Source organism: Hyperthermus butylicus DSM 5456 (assembly GCF_000015145.1).
Lineage (GTDB): Archaea > Thermoproteota > Thermoprotei_A > Sulfolobales > Pyrodictiaceae > Hyperthermus > Hyperthermus butylicus.
The window spans coordinates 935,746-951,139 of the sequence record NC_008818.1; the positions used below are offsets into that span (position 1 = coordinate 935,746).

The window sequence follows — 15,394 nt, forward strand, 5'->3', positions numbered from 1 at the left end:
TTCGCATCCCCTCAAGCCTTGGTGTCGTGTACCCACCCGTGGGGACGGCAGTATTTATGCTTTTCCATTTTTCTGTAAGGCGTTTTCTGGCTTGGTGTTACCAGCTCTCCAGTTCTATACCCTGCGATGCTTGAAGCGAACACTACACGTCTGGGATGGAGGTAAGCTAGCATTGACGCTGACGCTGCGACCAGTCTATCACGCAGCATGCCCTAACTGCGGGGGACCGATATCAGCTGTACGCCTCGTAGAAGGTCTGCCTTGCGTTCAGTGTCTTCCTACCGTGGGGGAACTATCGACGGACTATTACGAGCGCATAGAGACTATTGGTAGGCTGCTTGCCGAGAACGGTAGATTGAGGGGGTATTGGTACCTATACAGTTCCACGAGCCAACTCCGCGAGTTTGAGGAGTTCTTCGAGAAGCTGACAGGTCACAAGCTGTGGAGTGCGCAGAGGACCTGGGCTAAGCGTATGCTGCAAGGCGAGAGCATAGCTATTGTAGCCCCTACAGGTGTTGGTAAGACCACACTACTCAGCGTATATGCAGTCTATCGGGCCTCGCAAGGCTTGAAGGTCTACTATCTCCTACCCACAGAAAATCTTGCTAGGCAGGTTACAAGGAAGCTTGAAACACTCTCTAGCCGCTTGGGCGGGGGCATACGTGTAGTCTCATACTACTCCAGCCTTCCGAAGAGGGCTAAGGAGGAGAGCCTCAGAACAATAGAGGAGAGGAGCTACGATATACTGGTTACTACGACGGCATTCCTCTCCAGGAGATGGAGCCTCATAGAGGGTATACGCTTTGACTCAATACTCGTGGATGACGTGGATGCTGTTTTGAGGAACTCAAAGAACATTGACAAGCTGCTCCAAGCCCTTGGCTTTAGCGTAGAAGCTATAGAAGCTGCCTACAACCTGGTAAAGAAGAAGATAATGGCCACTATAGCTAAGACTTCCGGTAACATTAAGAGATATGAAAAACTCCTACAAGATATTGAACAGCTCGAGGCGATACTCTCCCAAGAACTTGTTAAGACTACTCCAGGTCAACTTGTGATAGCATCGGCTACCGGTCGCGCTTACGGGCTAAAGCCCAAGTTGTTCCGTGAGCTGCTAGGCTTCGATATAGGTAGAGTCTATGACTACACTAGGAGCATAGCAAACCTCTATAAAATAGTCAACGATCCCGTGGCAGAGGCTGTTTCACTCGTAACCAGGATGGGTGGTGGTGGCCTCGTATTCGTGGCGAAGAGGTTTGGCAAGAATGTCGCGAGAAGGATAGCAGAGATGTTAAACGAACGTGGCATAAGGGCTGCAGTAGCCCTCGCTGGCAGAAGAGTCCTAGACCGCTTCGCATCCGGAGAGTACGACGTGCTTGTCGGTGTAGCCTCCTACTATGGCGTCATAGTACGTGGTATCGATATGCCAGAGCGTATACACTACACAGTATTCGTTGGTGTACCAAGTCAAGCTATAGAGGCTGGGAAGGCGCTATTATCACCGCATCGTATTGCCCGAAGCGCTGTGGAGCTGTCCCTTGAGGGTGCTGAGGAGCTTGCTCGGAGGCTCTCGAAGCTAGCACCCAACGAGGTAACAGTTCTACGTATAGCGCTTGAGAGGGGAGAAAGGCTTGAGGGTCGTCTAGGCGAGATCCTCGAAATGCTTCTAGAGACTAGGAGGAAGCTTCTACACGCTATAGAGGAGCTGGTATCTATTGAGGGTTCGGTGGCGGTTGGTGGTGCCCTGTACAGGTTTGAGGATGGAAAGCTTGTAGCAATACTGCCTGACGCGCCAACATACGTGCAGGCTAGTGGAAGGGCAAGCCGCATGTATGGCTCCGCGATGACCCATGGGATAAGCATAGTGCTTGACGTCGATGAGATTCTGGTGAGGCTCCTTGCCGAGAAACTGAAGAGATTCCTTGAGGATGTAAGGTTTGAAGAGCTTAGCAGCGAGAAGCTCGCGAAAGAGCTTGAGAAGGCGCGTGCTAGCAGGCGTGGTGGTGTCGGAAAGAAGGTTGATATTGAGACGTGTCTAATAGTCGTAGAGTCGCCTACCAAGGCTAAAACAATAGCAGGCTTCTTTGGGAGGCCGGTGCGTAGGCGCATAGGCTCAGTGGTGGTCTACGAGACGACATTTTACAACCCAGTCTCTGGCAAGATACACGTAGCAGCTATAGCGGCAACAGCAGGCCATGTATACGACCTAACCATAGACGACGAGGGAATTTATGGTGTCGAGCTTGGCAAGAATGGAGTGTCGCCGATATACAAGCCTATAAAGAGGTGTTTAAGCTGTGGCCACCAGTTCTCATCTTCAAGCCAGGTATGCCCACGGTGCGGCTCATCAAATATTGTGAGTAAGGAGGATGTAATTGGGGCACTGAGGCAGCTAGCAATAGAGAATGAGGTTGTCTACATAGCCACAGACCCGGATGTCGAGGGCGAAAAGATAGCCTACGACATCTACCTCCTACTCCGACCCTATGCTAGGAAGATAATGAGGATAGAACTTCACGAGATAACTAGGAGCGAGCTAAACCGCGCCCTTGCCAACCCCAGAGAGGTGGATGTAAGGCTTGCGGAAGCCCAGATGGTCCGGCGTATTGAGGACCGCTGGATAGGATTTGGGCTAAGCCAGCACCTATGGCAGGTATTTGGCAAAAACTGGCTTGGTGCTGGCCGCGTCCAGACACCGGTTCTGGGCTGGATAATAGAGAGGTATAGTGAGTGGCGTAGTAACCTGGGCTACAACCTCTACATAAGGCTGCCCGGCGGGCCGCTCGTGAAAATACATTATGATAGTGCTAGCGGGGCTCGCGAAGCGGCAGCAGCAGCAGAGAATGGTGTGAGAGTAGTCAGCGTCGAGGAGGAGGTTGTGGAGATTAACCCACCGCCACCATATACGACGGAGTCGTTAATTTACGATGCCTCAAGGCTCTATGGCTACCCTGCACAGAAGACTATGAGGGTGGCGCAGGAACTCTTCGAAGCCGGCCTAATAACCTACCACCGTACAGACTCAACGCATGTATCTGGGCTTGGCCAGCACATAGCAAGGCTATACCTTGAATCAAGGGAGGATGCCGAGCTACTCCAGCCCCGGAGCTGGGGCCCCCAGGGACATCATGAAGCGATTAGGCCCACGAGGCCCATTGACGCCGAGGCTCTCCGGAGAATGGTTGCCCTCGGCGATCTACGCGTGCCTGTAACGCTTAGGGAGAGTCATTACCGGCTATACGACCTCATCTTCCGCAGGTTCATAGCGAGCCAGATGAAGCCTGCCAAACTGAAGCGTAGGCGCATAAGGCTTGAAGTAGCTGGGAGCCAGGTCGAGATAGAGGTATACACTGCCGCGCTAAGGGAGGGTTACCATAAGTACTACCCATACCCCAGGCTCCACATGGCACTGGACAGCGTAAAGCCTGGCGACGTGCTGAGGCCAGAGAGGATACTGGTAAGGAGGGGCTCAACGGTATACCTCTACACGCACGGTGAGATAGTCAGCCTAATGAGGGAGAGAGGACTGGGGAGGCCAAGCACCTACGCCAAGATAATAGATGCTCTGGAGCGGCACGGCTACGTGATAGAGAGCAAGTACCGCCGCCGCCTAGTACCAACAAAGCTCGGCATAGAGGTCTACGAGTACCTCGAATCCAGATATGGAAGCCTAGTGTCAGAAGAGCGTACGAGGAAGCTCTACCGGGACATAGAGGAGATAGCATCAGGCAACAAGAGCCCGGTAGAGGTTGTAAACGAGCTGCTGGCCGAGCTATCAGAGCTGCTCGAGACATCACTGAGACAGTATACCGGCGAGGTAAAAGCCCTCGGCTAGCCCTTCCTCCTCCTAAACCTCCACACGGTAGCGGCTGGATCAGGTGCTGGCGGCAGGCTGCGCTTATGCTCGCTAGCCCGGTGTAGCTCTAGTACGCGCCTAACCTTCTCGATGGGGAGCCCGGTAGCTTTTGCAGCTTCCTCGGGCGATAGCCCCTTGTCAAACAATGCGTAGAGGATCAAATCTATCTCTTCATACTTCATGCCTAGCTCATCCTCTGCCAGTTGGCCAGGCCATAGACGTGGGCTACTAGGCTTGAGAGCTATCTTCTCTGGCACACCGAGATGTAGGGCTAGCCTCCTAACTTGAGACTTGTAGAGGCAGCCTATAGGCAGAAAGTCGACAGCGCCATCACCGTACTTTGTAAAGTAGCCTATCAGCAGCTCGCTGCGATCACCAGTTCCCGCTACAAGTAGACCCTCCATGTTTGCGTATAGGTAGAGCAGTGTCATCCTCACCCTAGCCCTTAGATTCCCCTTACTACGCCGATCCGGTGCCTCACCCATGGCAACCAGATAGCTGGCCACAATGGGTTTGATATCTATCAGCTTGTAGCGAACTCCCAGCCTTTCAGCAATTCCTACGGCATCGTGGACATCCTCCTCCGGCGTCACATCGGAATCCGGCATCACTAGTACTAGGACACGCTCCGGACCCAGAGCCCTAACCAGCAAGTACAATGTGGTGGTAGAATCTACGCCTCCACTTAGACCAACAACCACACCCTTAGCGCCACTTGACTCAACGTAGCCCTTGATGAATTCTTCTATGGAGCGGGCAACACCTTCATAGTCCAGGTCTAGAAGTTCGTTGAGAGTAATCCTCAAGTCCAGCACACCCGCAAACCCTACCAGGCCCCAGAGATTTTTACGTGTAGGCTACATCAACACTAGCTAGCAAAGCTCGCCTTATACCCGAACTCGTTATACTACTCTACATGGCGCACACCCTTGCTGGGAAGGCCGGTTTTCGGTCTGGGCAAAGCCATAACATCGGTTGATGTGGCAGTTATTGATGCTAACTCTGAGTGGATTGGCGTTAAGAGGCTACAGCTTATGGAGAATGCTGGCCGCAGTGTTGCCGAGGAAGCTGCAAAGCTTGCCAAGCCGGGAAGCCGTGTTGTCGTCTTTGCTGGGCCTGGAGGTAATGGTGGGGATGGACTGGTAGCTGCCAGGCACCTAGCCTATATGGGGTACCAGGTTACTGTCGTGATGATTGTGAAGCCCGAGGAGATACGATCCCCCGAGACAAGAGCTATGTATGAGGCCCTGGCAGCTATGGATCTAACCGTGGACATACGTATTGCGCGAGCACCAGCCGACGTAGCACCTGTTGAAGCCGATGTGGTGATAGACGCACTTCTAGGAACAGGGCTGAGGGGCGCCCCAAGGCCCCCGTACAGTGATGCCATTGAAGCGGTAAACTCTAGTACTGGGTTAAAGCTCGCTGTTGATGTCCCGTCGGGCCTTAACTCAGATACGGGTGAGACACCAGGAGCCTATGTAAAAGCCGATATAACCGTAACATTCCACAAGCCCAAGCCAGGCCTGCTACGCAGGCCAGACGTCGCTGGTAGGCTCGTAGTAGTCAGTATAGGAGCACCCCCCGAGGCCGAGGTATATGTTGGTCCTGGTGACGTAGCCTACAGGGTAAGGCCTAGGAGCTGGAAAGCCCATAAGGGCTCATCGGGCCGTGTCCTCATAGTTGGCGGTTCCCAAGACTATGTGGGCGCTCCTATACTTGCAGCGCTAGCGGCTGAGCGTAGCGGCGTAGATCTGGTCTTCCTGGCAGCGCCGGAACACGTAACAAGAGCGGCATCACATCACCCAACGATAATACCGGTACCTCTACGTGGCAGCCCCAACATACACCCAGACCACGTAAAGAAGCTAGAGCAGCTCCTGGATCGCGTGGATGCAATAGCCATAGGTATGGGCGTAGGCCTCTCTGATGAGACGAAAGAGGCCATACCACAGATAATAGTGAAAGCGCTGGAGAAGGAGAAGCCGGTGGTCGTGGACGCTGATGGAATCAAAATCCTAGGCGAAAGGGGCATACCCAACTCCAATCGAAAGCTAGTAGTCACACCCCACCAGCGCGAATTCCAAATACTCTTCGGCGATGCATTGTCAGGCGTAGACGAGGACATAAAGGCCAGAGCCCTCAAGGCAGCCGAAAAAGCCCAGAGACATGGGCTAGTGATACTACTCAAAGGTCCCATAGATATTGTGACGGATGGCGAGAGAATAAGGCTAAACCGAACCGGCGTACCAGCCATGAGTGTTGGCGGTACAGGTGACACATTGGCAGGCATAACAGCAGCACTCCTGGCAAGAAAGCTAGAACCCTTCCATGCAGCCTCCATAGCAGCCTTCGTAAACGGTCTAGCTGGAGCACTAGCATACGCCGAGAAGAAAGACTCGATGACGGCCATGGACCTCATAGAGAAGATACCAGAAGCCCTCAACAATCCCATAGAAGCAGCAAACAGAGTACCAGCATACCAGCGGCTAGTCCGTGGTAGAATAGAATGGCAGCCACCAGTGGGCCGCTCTGAGTCGTAGGCAGCCCCCGGGATAGAGAGATTGTAGGCCGCGAAGGGCTAGAGGCTATGAGGCCCCTCGCGGCCCTCCCGGGGGCTGCCATCTAGAGAGGAAATCCCTACCTCCGCTAATTTCAATGCTCCGCCCATAGTTGTGGGGGTCGGCGTGAGACTAGGCCAGTCATTCCACGCTCTCCTATCGTGGTCCTAGACTGCCCGCCTCTCCATCCCCCAGAAGCTACAGTACGTACGGGTAAGGCTTTAAATCGGCTTTTTATAGGGGTTATAAGGGGGTTTGCTGGCGTGCCGACTGGTGGCCAGAAGTTGAGCCAGATAGAGGCTAGGAGCGAGGCTGGTGAGGCTAGGCCGACGGCTAAGATAGAGAATATAGTTGCTACGGTTTCTCTTGACCAGCAGCTCGACCTTAGGCTTATAGAACGTAGTATACTCACTGTAGAGTATAATCCCGAACAGTTCCCGGGTCTTGTCTATAGGCTTGACGAGCCAAAGGTTACAGCGTTGATATTCAAGTCTGGCAAAATGGTTGTCACTGGTGCTAAGAGCACAAAGGACCTCATAGAGGCTGTTAAGAAGATTGTCAGGAACCTCAAGAAGCATGGAATACCAATCTATGGTAGGCCCAAGGTACAGATACAGAATATCGTAGCCTCGGCTAACCTCAACGTCTGTGTTGACCTCGAGAGGGCTGCACTTACGCTTGAGAACAGTATGTACGAGCCTGAGCAGTTCCCAGGCCTCATACATAGAATGGATGAGCCGAGGGTAGTGCTCCTAATCTTCAGCTCGGGCAAGATGGTTATCACGGGTGCCAAGAGAGAGGAAGAAGTCTATGAGGCTGTAAACAAGATATACGAGAAGCTCAAGAAGCTAAGAGCGATAAGGCCTTGCTAGCCAGTTTTTATCCTCAGCCCACGCTTCAGAGCTGCGAGCACTAGCTCTTTTACAGCATTCCGCGACCTAGACCTCACTATAACAATGCTGCCAATATCTTCGACTACGAAGCCAGCCCTAAGCTTCTCCTCAACTTCCCTAAGCACCTCTCCTAGGGTCTCGCTAGGCTGCTCAAATACCACGACATAGTAGCCTTGGGGATCTCTCCTTGAGAGTATGTCTTCCAGCAGCCTCCTAGCCCTAGCCATGATGGGCTAGCCTCCAGGCTCGCCGAGTATGCTTTCAATCTGGTAGCTAGCTATCAGTATCTTACTGCTCTCCTCAGAGACGTAGCGTTCAACAAGACTGGTTATTTTCTGTGTTAGCTGCTCAACGAGTCGATGTGGCATCTTGGAGACAAGCCTCACCAGTGCTAGGAAACGCAGTATCGCCGAAAACACCGCCTCCTCAAGCGCTCCCAGAACACTTGAGGCTAAGGGATCCCCATCTACTGCTAACTTACCATATTTCTTAACTAGTTCAGCGTAGGTTGAGGCTATTCTTATCTCGTGAAGCGCGTAGCTGGTAAGAGTAGCTGAAAGCATGTTGTGTAAATTCACATCTATAGCATCCATGTGTGTTGAGAGGGCCTCCATAGCCTTGTCTAGAAGCATCGGCACAAGCTTCTCCAGTTCGCCCACGAGAAGCCGGAGGTAGAGGCTATCAGGCAACACGCCAGAGTCTATGCAGCCACCATGTTCCGAAAGAAACCTGGAGACGATCCCGGCTATGGATTCGAGATTCGTTCGTCCATCACCCTCTTTGAGCTCCTCCAGGATCTGTGCTGCAATGCGGTCCAAAAGCTTCTCCACGAGAGCAAGGCACTTACCATTTTCCATGTCCTGCTTCATCAGCAACCTACCCTTCAGTCATCGCTAGTGCTCAGTTAATCGGGGTGTATCATCACGCAGCTCTCCGCACAACCAGCCTCTAGCCAGCGGCTTTTACCTTCTAACCAGCTCTCTTATCCTTGAAGCCATGAGCTTAAGGGCCATCTCCTTCCCCGCAACCTCGCCTGGAGGGAGGTACTCCACATCTACGCCGGGTATAAGCCTGGCCTGCATAGCTAGCTTCTTGTCTCCCGTAAAGAATATGACTCCTCTATACTGGTTTGCAAGCCTCTCAAGAAGACTTAGCACATCGTAGTCGTCTCTGGCGGGCTGTTGGTATACACCTGGGGCAATACGTATTGGTCTATCAATACCTCTCCCGAGAACCTCATGGAACTCGAGAGGCATGTCATGCAGCTCCCTAGCAAGGATCTCGGCAAACCCCTTAAACATCTGGTCAAAGACAACAGCATATCCTGCCGCTTTCTCAGTCTTGGCAGGAGCTGGCCCTGCCGCGGCTCTCCGGCTTAGGCTTTCCCGTATCTCTCGGAGATCCTCGGGATCTAGCTCTACAATGAGCTTAGCCTTGTAGATCTCGGTGCTTTCTCCGCTGCACTCCTCCGAGGCCTTAGCTAGGGCGTCCAGTAGGCTTCCTACGACCATGTAAGGCTTACCGCCACATACAACTATGTAGGTGTGCACCATTTCGCCTAGCCTGAATAAAAGGGGTTCCATACTGTAGCTCTTAACTCTTTACCCCTCTGTCTTCGACGAGAATGAGGTCTATAGCTAGATACTGAGAGCATTAAGAGTGCGAGAATAGTGATACAACTTGCCAATTATGCAATGCTTTCATACACTCTAGAAATATGCAAGGAGGCTTCATAGGCTAGCGCGTATGGCAGGAAAAACTAAAGCTATTAAGATTAGCATGAAGTCGGAGCATATAATTGGACTCCGTAGGGAAGACCATGATGGATATAGTAAAGAATACGTTAACAGACGTTGTTTTTAGGATAGCTTGGCCACAACTATCTCAAGAAGTAGTAGATTACGCATAATGGGCCTAGTACAGCTACAGCTACTAAGGCTCATCCAAACCATGGTGCTCCTGCCAAGCCGTGCATGCAATTCGGATGGAGGTACAAGACGTGAATGCAAGGCATAAACTATCACTAGCGCTATATTTTTGCTACATGCCAGGCGTAGCGTTATAGCTTAGTAGCTTGGAAACGAAGCCGGTGCTGATCCCGTAAAGTGTATGTGGCATTATTATGTTATTGTGTTAAAGTTCGTGACGGCAGATCTCGGCAACGGCTAAGATAGCATTCAGTGTAGTTAGCTTTGTGATAAACCCTCCTTAGTGCTTGTGGGGTCGGTATATCGCTTATACTATGGGTTTTGTAGCATAGCTGAGACAGGTGATAGTGGTAAAAAGACTGTGTAGTGTTGTAAGATTGTAGAAGCATCATCTTATGATCATGACTGATGTTGCCGAGTTTATGGTTATAGATAGGGCTACACTCCCAATCATTAGATCCTCGTTTGCTGTGTTTCCGCGGGCGCCAAGGACTACTAGGTCGTAGCCTCCTTCGATGATTTCTGATATTATCTCATTTGCGACACTGCTTGTCTGTGGGTTATACTCCTTAAACTTTATGTCCACTGCAACGCCCTTGTCCCTTACCCTCTTCTCTATGGCTTCCCTAATCGCCTTAGTATCTGCTCCCGGTGCGTGAACATGGAGTACTGAGACTTTTGATCCGTAGCGCCGTGCGAAGTCAAGTGCCACTTCTAAAGCTCTCATGCTTGATTCTGAGCCATCTACGGGTACAAGTATTCGGCGGAAGAGGTAGCTTATGGCATAGCTTGGTTCCAGTACAAAGCTCATGTCATGTACACCCTTCTGCTATGCGGGTTTGCTAGTTTGCTGACCATCCATATTATCTTATTGCTTTCTTGTCTGGGTGTATGGTAATAAGTTATAGCCCCTATGGCGTTGGCTTGGTTGTTATGGTATTCTGCCCTTCAAGAGGCCGAGTCTCTCATCGGTTATCCTTATGGTCTCCTCGGCTGTCTTGGCTAACTCTGCCACAGCCCTTATAGCATCGATGTTTTCTGGCACTACGATTGCCTCTTGGTGTACTGCTTGCATCCACATAACCTCAACGCCGTTAACGGCTATACTGTCAAGCCATACTATTAGCTCTGGGATGTCGTAGCGCTTTCTGCCTAGGTCCCTAGCATACTCTACTAGCTCGGCAGTGCTTGCTAGCCCGTAGCTTGCGTCGGCGAGCAGTATTCTTGGTGTGGACTCGAATGTTGCTACCACGTCCTCTCTTGTTACAGGCTTCTCGAGTTCAGCGTAGACTATATGTACGTGCATTAGTGTTGTTGGAACCACTACTGCCATAGTTACTATGTCGAGGTCTGGCAATACAGTCTTAACGTCAAGAGCGTGATGGCTAGGCGTCTTTACAGGATCAGGCTTTATCGCGTTGACAGGGCCACGTTTAATCTCCTTAGGATCTGCAGCCCTCCGGACAATGGTTGCTCTTACGCGCCTTACGGGGGCTAGTCTTGATATACTACAGATGGCACGTAGAAGGCCGGTAGTGTTGCAGGATACCACACGCAGCGAGGTTTTGCCAAGTGCTTGTTCGTAGTTACAGAGAGTGCTAAACGATAGCTCTGCTATGTCGGCTTTTTCACCGCCCTGAAATATCATCTTGACCCCGGCTTTCTCGTAGAGAGGCTTATACTTTCTACCAGTACCTCCGGGCGTAGCGTCGACTATGACATCGACTTTCTCGAGCAGCTCCTCTATGGTGCCAGCTGGCTCTATGCCCTTAGCTTGAAACTCCTCTAGGCTCTCTTTTGGCACGTAGACAGGTATTCCCCTGGACACAGCATATTTTGCGGTATAGTCTGGTTTTGTTTTTGTGACACCAACAAGCTCCATGTCAGGCTGGAGCATTATTGCCTCAGCTACACGCTTACCTATAGTTCCAAACCCGTTTACGCCAACCCTAACCCGTGCCACGGCTCTTCACCTCTCAGGGGGAAGAGCTTGTAGTGGTTTATGTGGAGTGTTTGGCTGAGAGCTGGGGGAAGAACTTACGAGCAGATTTTGCGAGGGCTGTGAGGCCGGGTAGGTCTTCGCCTGCGAGGAATAAGAGGAGTGCTCCACCGCCAGTACTTAGGTGCATGTTTTCCTTATCGGCTAGCCCTAGGTTGGAGGCTATTACGTTGAGGTGGCCGCCGCCGATTATTACATAGGCGTTTGACTCTGCTGCAGATTTCACCAGTTCTTCGGTGCCTTTCCTAAATCTTGGATCCTCTATGACGCCAGCGGGGCCTCTGAGTACTATTAGCCTAGCTTCCTTCATCATCTCGGAGTACATTGAGATGGTCTGAGGCCCTATGTCTCTTATTACACCTTCTATGCCTGTGCCAACAGCTTCTACACGTACCTCGCCATTATGCTCTGTTACGAAGTCCACTGGTGTTTCAAGGGGAAGGCCTCTCAGCAGTAGCCTGCGTGCCCTGGGAACTAGTGCTAGAATACCCTTAGCCTCAAGGACTTCAATGTTTTTCCTACCGATGTTTATGCCCTTGGCAACCATGAACAGTTCTGCTACGAGGCCTGTTGCAAGAATGCGGTCAGCGGCTCGGTTTGCGTGCAAGTACTCCAGTATCCTAAGCGTATCGTGGACCTTACCTCCTCCCAGGACAAATACTCTCGGCCTCTCCTCTGGCTTGTAGAGTTTTGATAGCGCGTGCAGCTCTCTCTCGAGAACTCTGCCAGCAGCTGATGGGAGTAGCATTGGGAATCCGACGATGCTCGGCTGGCTGCGGTGGGCGGTTGCAAATGCGTCGTTTATATAGTAGTTGAAGAGGGGGGCTAGCCTTTGCACGAAGATGCTTCCGGCATGCTTTTCCGGTGTAGCCTCTATGATCTCCTCCGATACGAGTCTCGTGTTATCCAAGAGTAGTATCTCGCCGGGTTTAAGCTCCTTTATTGCCTGCCTTGCTGCGGGGCCGATAACGTCATCAACAAACTTTACCGTCATGCCGAGCCGGTCTGAGAGAACCTTGCTGTGTGGCTCTAGGCTCGTAAAGTCTGGCTCACCGGGTCTGCCCTGGTGCGAGATTAGTACTACGGCTGCGCCGCGTTCAGAAAGCTCTCTGATAGTCTTGGCATGAGCTCTGATACGTGTGTCGTCGAGTATGCGGCCAGTCCTGGGATCTATGGGGCTGTTAATATCGATTCTCACAAGTATTTTAGAACCCTTTACACCATAATTCTCGTCAAGGTCGTCAATGGTGGGTATAACCTCTCCATTACGGAGAAGGCACGGCAAAAGCGCTCCCGAGTGGGGAGGGTAGTATACTGCATCCGGGGGAAGCTAAAAGAGCCGCGCATAAGTTAAAACAGCTGCTAACGGGCGTTGAGGAGATACCCCGGGATCGAGTCTGACGGGGTGACGAGGTGGTCCTTCGCCGAGCCCTCAATTATCCTCCTATTTCCCTATTTCCCGGGGCTATCTGCCGGCTTCTACAGCCTCTCTAGGCTCTCCGCGGTACATACGCCTTCTTAGCAGCTCCATCACTCTCTCGTGTAGCTCCATTAGCAGTTTCTTCCTATCCTCCATGAGTACTATGTCGCTATAGCCCCTAACCACTATGTGGTGGGCGAAGGGGCTCGGTACTGTCGTAGGGCCGAAGTAGTCCACCATTACATGGCCCTCGTGGAGCCACTCTAAGACAAGCCGGGCATTAACTATGTCCATGTAGTCCTCGAGTATCTCGCGATAAGCCTCCTTAAGCACGGGGAAGCCCGGTATGCGCTCCACAGCTTCTAGCAACGTCTGGGCGTTGAGCTGGAGCGTGTGAGGGTCCTTCTCTCTACCACGGTACCTTCTCAGCAGCATGAAGCTTCTCTCGGCGCAATATCTAAACCTTCTCTTCAACAGCTCGGTGTTGCGTAGCACTCTCTTGAGAATATCTTCTAGCTCATTGGGCTTAACGCTGTAGACTAGCTCTTCAAGGTTTATGTCGTCTCTCAGCCCTGGCACTGTGAGCATGAAAGCGTTATCGGTCACGGTGACGCGCACATTAGTTCCTGCTATTCTTGTTAGCTGGTAGGCGTAGGCCCTGGATAGTGCATCATTTACTCTGCGACCGAAGAGGCTATGGAAGATTATTGACGTAGCGTCTGATTCTAGGTCGTGGAATAGCTCGACAAGTATCATCTTGTCGCTTGGGACCTTGCCTCCTGTGAAGAGGTATTGCTCGAGCACATAGTCGTAGATATTCTCGGCTGCATGATGCTCAAGGTTGTAGTGCTTAGCAATTAGCCTCACAGCCTCCTCTCGTGGTACTCCCTCCTCTATCATCTCGGTTATCCAGCGGCGGAAAGCACCGACTAGTAGCGCGGAGTCAAAGGCTAGTGGTAGCATCTCGGAGAACCAGCTTGGTACGGTGGGTTTTTGTCCCTCGGCGGGTCTAACGTAGATCCGCATGCCCTCCGAGCGTATGAACTCGTATGTCTTGCCACCAAGGACGAAGATGTCGCCTGGCGTTAGTATCTGGACGAAGGGTTCTTCCAGGTCGCCCACATAGCGTCCGTCAAGAGTAAACACCTTTACCTTAACCTCGTCGGGTATGGTGCCGCTGTTGAGGTAGTATATCATCCGTGCACCACGCTTACGGCCGAACACTCCCTCCTTCTCGTCAAGCCATATCTTTGCGTAGACCCGATACTCCTCGAGGCCATAGCGCCCAGCTAGAAAGCGTAGCACGTTCACAAAGTCCTCGAGGGATAGTGTGTGGAAGCTATAGCTTCGCCTCACGAGCCGGTAGGCCTCCTCAATACGCCACTTCCTCTCAAGGGCCATGCCTACAAGATGTTGTGCCAGAACGTCTAGCGGGTTCCTGGGTATGTGTACCCTGTCTATCTTCCTCTCAAGCGCGGCCTTGGCCAGCACGGTGCATTCTACCAGGTCGTCGCGGTCGACAACTATGATCCTCCCCTTGCTAACCTGTCTAATGTGGTGACCGGCACGGCCAACTCTCTGCAGGAGCCTTGAAACGCTCTTGGGGCTGCTCAGAAGGACTACCAGGTCTATGTAGCCTATGTCTATGCCCAGCTCCAAACTGGTAGATGATACCACTACCTTTAGCTCTCCCCTCTTCAGTTTCTCCTCGACAGCAAGCCTTAGATCACGGCTAAGACTGCTATGATGTGCCTCTATCTCGTCGAAGTCTGCTATACCCTCCTCCTTCAATAACTTCTTCAGCTTATAGACGACTTTCTCTGTCGCACTCCGCGTATTCGTGAATACGAGCGTTGTGCGGTGCTCTCGTATTAGTTTTGCAAGTAGTCTATAGATAGCCTCGTTCACTTGCTCAGCAGGTGTATGTATAAGGTCACTAACAGGGCATAGAACGCGGATGTCTATCGGCTTAGCGAACCTGGCATCGACTATAATGCAGTCCCTAGGCTCGCCGGTGTCGCGGAAACCTACGAGGAACTTTGCAACCTCTTCCAGTGGCGCAATTGTTGCCGATAATCCTATTCTCTGTATAGGCCTGCCAACAAGGTTCTCAAGCCTCTCAAGCGAGAGGCTTAGATGTGAGCCGCGCTTACTCGATGCAAGTTCATGTATTTCATCTACTACCACCCATCTCGTGGTAGCGAGTCTTTCTCGGAACCTCGGCGCATTAAGTGCTATCGCTAGGCTCTCCGGCGTTGTTATCAATATGTGTGGTGGCTGCCTTGTCATGCGTTGTTTCTCGCTCGGAGGAGTATCACTCGTTCTCACAGCAACCCGTATCTCGGGAAGACTATGGCCCATACCCTCTGCTACACGCCTTATACCCTCAAGGGGGTCGAGCAAGTTACGTTTCATGTCATTGTTTAACGCTCGAAGGGGTGACACGTAGATAGCATAGATCTGTTCCTCAAGCTCGCCAGCCTCCCCCAGCCGGAACAGCTCGTCAATAATACCTAGGAACACTGCTAGAGTCTTGCCAGTCCCCGTGGGCGACGAGACGAGAACATTATACCCCTTCTTAATCAGCGGTATTGCGCAACGCTGGGGAGGCGTGAAGCTTCCATACCTCCTCTTAAACCATTCTGCCACATATGGCCTAAGCAGTTCATATACGCCCTCGTCGCCCGGGCAGTGGCCAGCATACACTATCGCCAAGGGCTAGCACCACCCTACATCA

11 protein-coding genes are annotated in these 15,394 nt (G+C 51.9%); 3 read left to right on the forward strand and 8 right to left on the reverse strand.

What is annotated here, in order from left to right; translation table 11 throughout:
• Window positions 1-172 precede the first annotated feature (172 nt).
• Complete coding sequence (rgy, locus tag HBUT_RS04885) at window positions 173-3,835, forward strand: reverse gyrase (RefSeq protein ID WP_194840464.1); 3,663 nt, start codon at window positions 173-175, stop codon at window positions 3,833-3,835.
• Here the strand turns inward: rgy and HBUT_RS04890 are convergent.
• A complete protein-coding gene (locus HBUT_RS04890) occupies window positions 3,832-4,662 on the reverse strand; it encodes an NAD+ synthase (RefSeq protein ID WP_011822098.1) in 831 nt (276 codons plus the stop codon). The two genes, rgy and HBUT_RS04890, sit on opposite strands and share 4 nt — an antisense overlap.
• 123 nt (window positions 4,663-4,785) lie before the next feature.
• On the opposite strand from HBUT_RS04890, the gene HBUT_RS04895 reads away from it, so the two are divergent.
• Window positions 4,786-6,399 (forward strand): NAD(P)H-hydrate dehydratase, encoded by a 1,614-nt coding sequence (locus HBUT_RS04895; RefSeq protein ID WP_011822099.1) that lies wholly within the window; start codon window positions 4,786-4,788, stop codon window positions 6,397-6,399.
• Window positions 6,400-6,710: 311 nt separating this feature from the next.
• A complete protein-coding gene (locus tag HBUT_RS04900; protein WP_110138813.1) occupies window positions 6,711-7,289 on the forward strand; it encodes a TATA-box-binding protein in 579 nt (192 codons plus the stop codon).
• Here HBUT_RS04900 and HBUT_RS04905 read toward each other — a convergent pair.
• From HBUT_RS04905 to HBUT_RS04935, 7 genes are all read right to left on the reverse strand, one after another.
• Window positions 7,286-7,537, reverse strand: a complete 252-nt coding sequence (locus HBUT_RS04905) for a hypothetical protein (RefSeq protein ID WP_011822101.1) — start codon at window positions 7,535-7,537, stop codon at window positions 7,286-7,288. The two genes, HBUT_RS04900 and HBUT_RS04905, sit on opposite strands and share 4 nt — an antisense overlap.
• Window positions 7,538-7,543: 6 nt before the next feature.
• Entirely contained in the window at window positions 7,544-8,179 is a 636-nt protein-coding gene (locus HBUT_RS04910; protein WP_011822102.1) for a hypothetical protein, read from the reverse strand.
• 93 nt (window positions 8,180-8,272) lie between these two features.
• A complete protein-coding gene (locus HBUT_RS04915) occupies window positions 8,273-8,893 on the reverse strand; it encodes a hypothetical protein (protein ID WP_052287756.1) in 621 nt (206 codons plus the stop codon).
• Window positions 8,894-9,626: 733 nt separating this feature from the next.
• Window positions 9,627-10,049, reverse strand: coding sequence for a universal stress protein (locus tag HBUT_RS04920; protein ID WP_011822104.1), 423 nt, complete (start codon window positions 10,047-10,049; stop codon window positions 9,627-9,629).
• 120 nt (window positions 10,050-10,169) lie between these two features.
• On the reverse strand, window positions 10,170-11,201 hold the full coding sequence (locus HBUT_RS04925; protein ID WP_011822105.1) for a type II glyceraldehyde-3-phosphate dehydrogenase: 1,032 nt from the start codon (window positions 11,199-11,201) through the stop codon (window positions 10,170-10,172).
• Between the two features lie 37 nt (window positions 11,202-11,238).
• Window positions 11,239-12,522, reverse strand: a complete 1,284-nt coding sequence (locus HBUT_RS04930; protein WP_011822106.1) for a phosphoglycerate kinase — start codon at window positions 12,520-12,522, stop codon at window positions 11,239-11,241.
• A gap of 180 nt (window positions 12,523-12,702) precedes the next feature.
• A complete protein-coding gene (locus tag HBUT_RS04935) occupies window positions 12,703-15,372 on the reverse strand; it encodes an ATP-dependent helicase (RefSeq protein ID WP_011822107.1) in 2,670 nt (889 codons plus the stop codon).
• Window positions 15,373-15,394 lie beyond the last annotated feature (22 nt).

Excerpts from the sequence above, each read along its gene's own strand:
- HBUT_RS04905 (WP_011822101.1), bottom strand. The coding sequence starts at position 7,537 with ATGGCTAGGGCTAGGAGGCTGCTGGAAGACATACTCTCAAGGAGAGAT.
- HBUT_RS04915 (WP_052287756.1), bottom strand. The coding sequence starts at position 8,893 with ATGGAACCCCTTTTATTCAGGCTAGGCGAAATGGTGCACACCTACATA.
- HBUT_RS04920 (WP_011822104.1), bottom strand. The coding sequence starts at position 10,049 with ATGAGCTTTGTACTGGAACCAAGCTATGCCATAAGCTACCTCTTCCGC.
- HBUT_RS04910 (WP_011822102.1), bottom strand. The coding sequence starts at position 8,179 with ATGAAGCAGGACATGGAAAATGGTAAGTGCCTTGCTCTCGTGGAGAAG.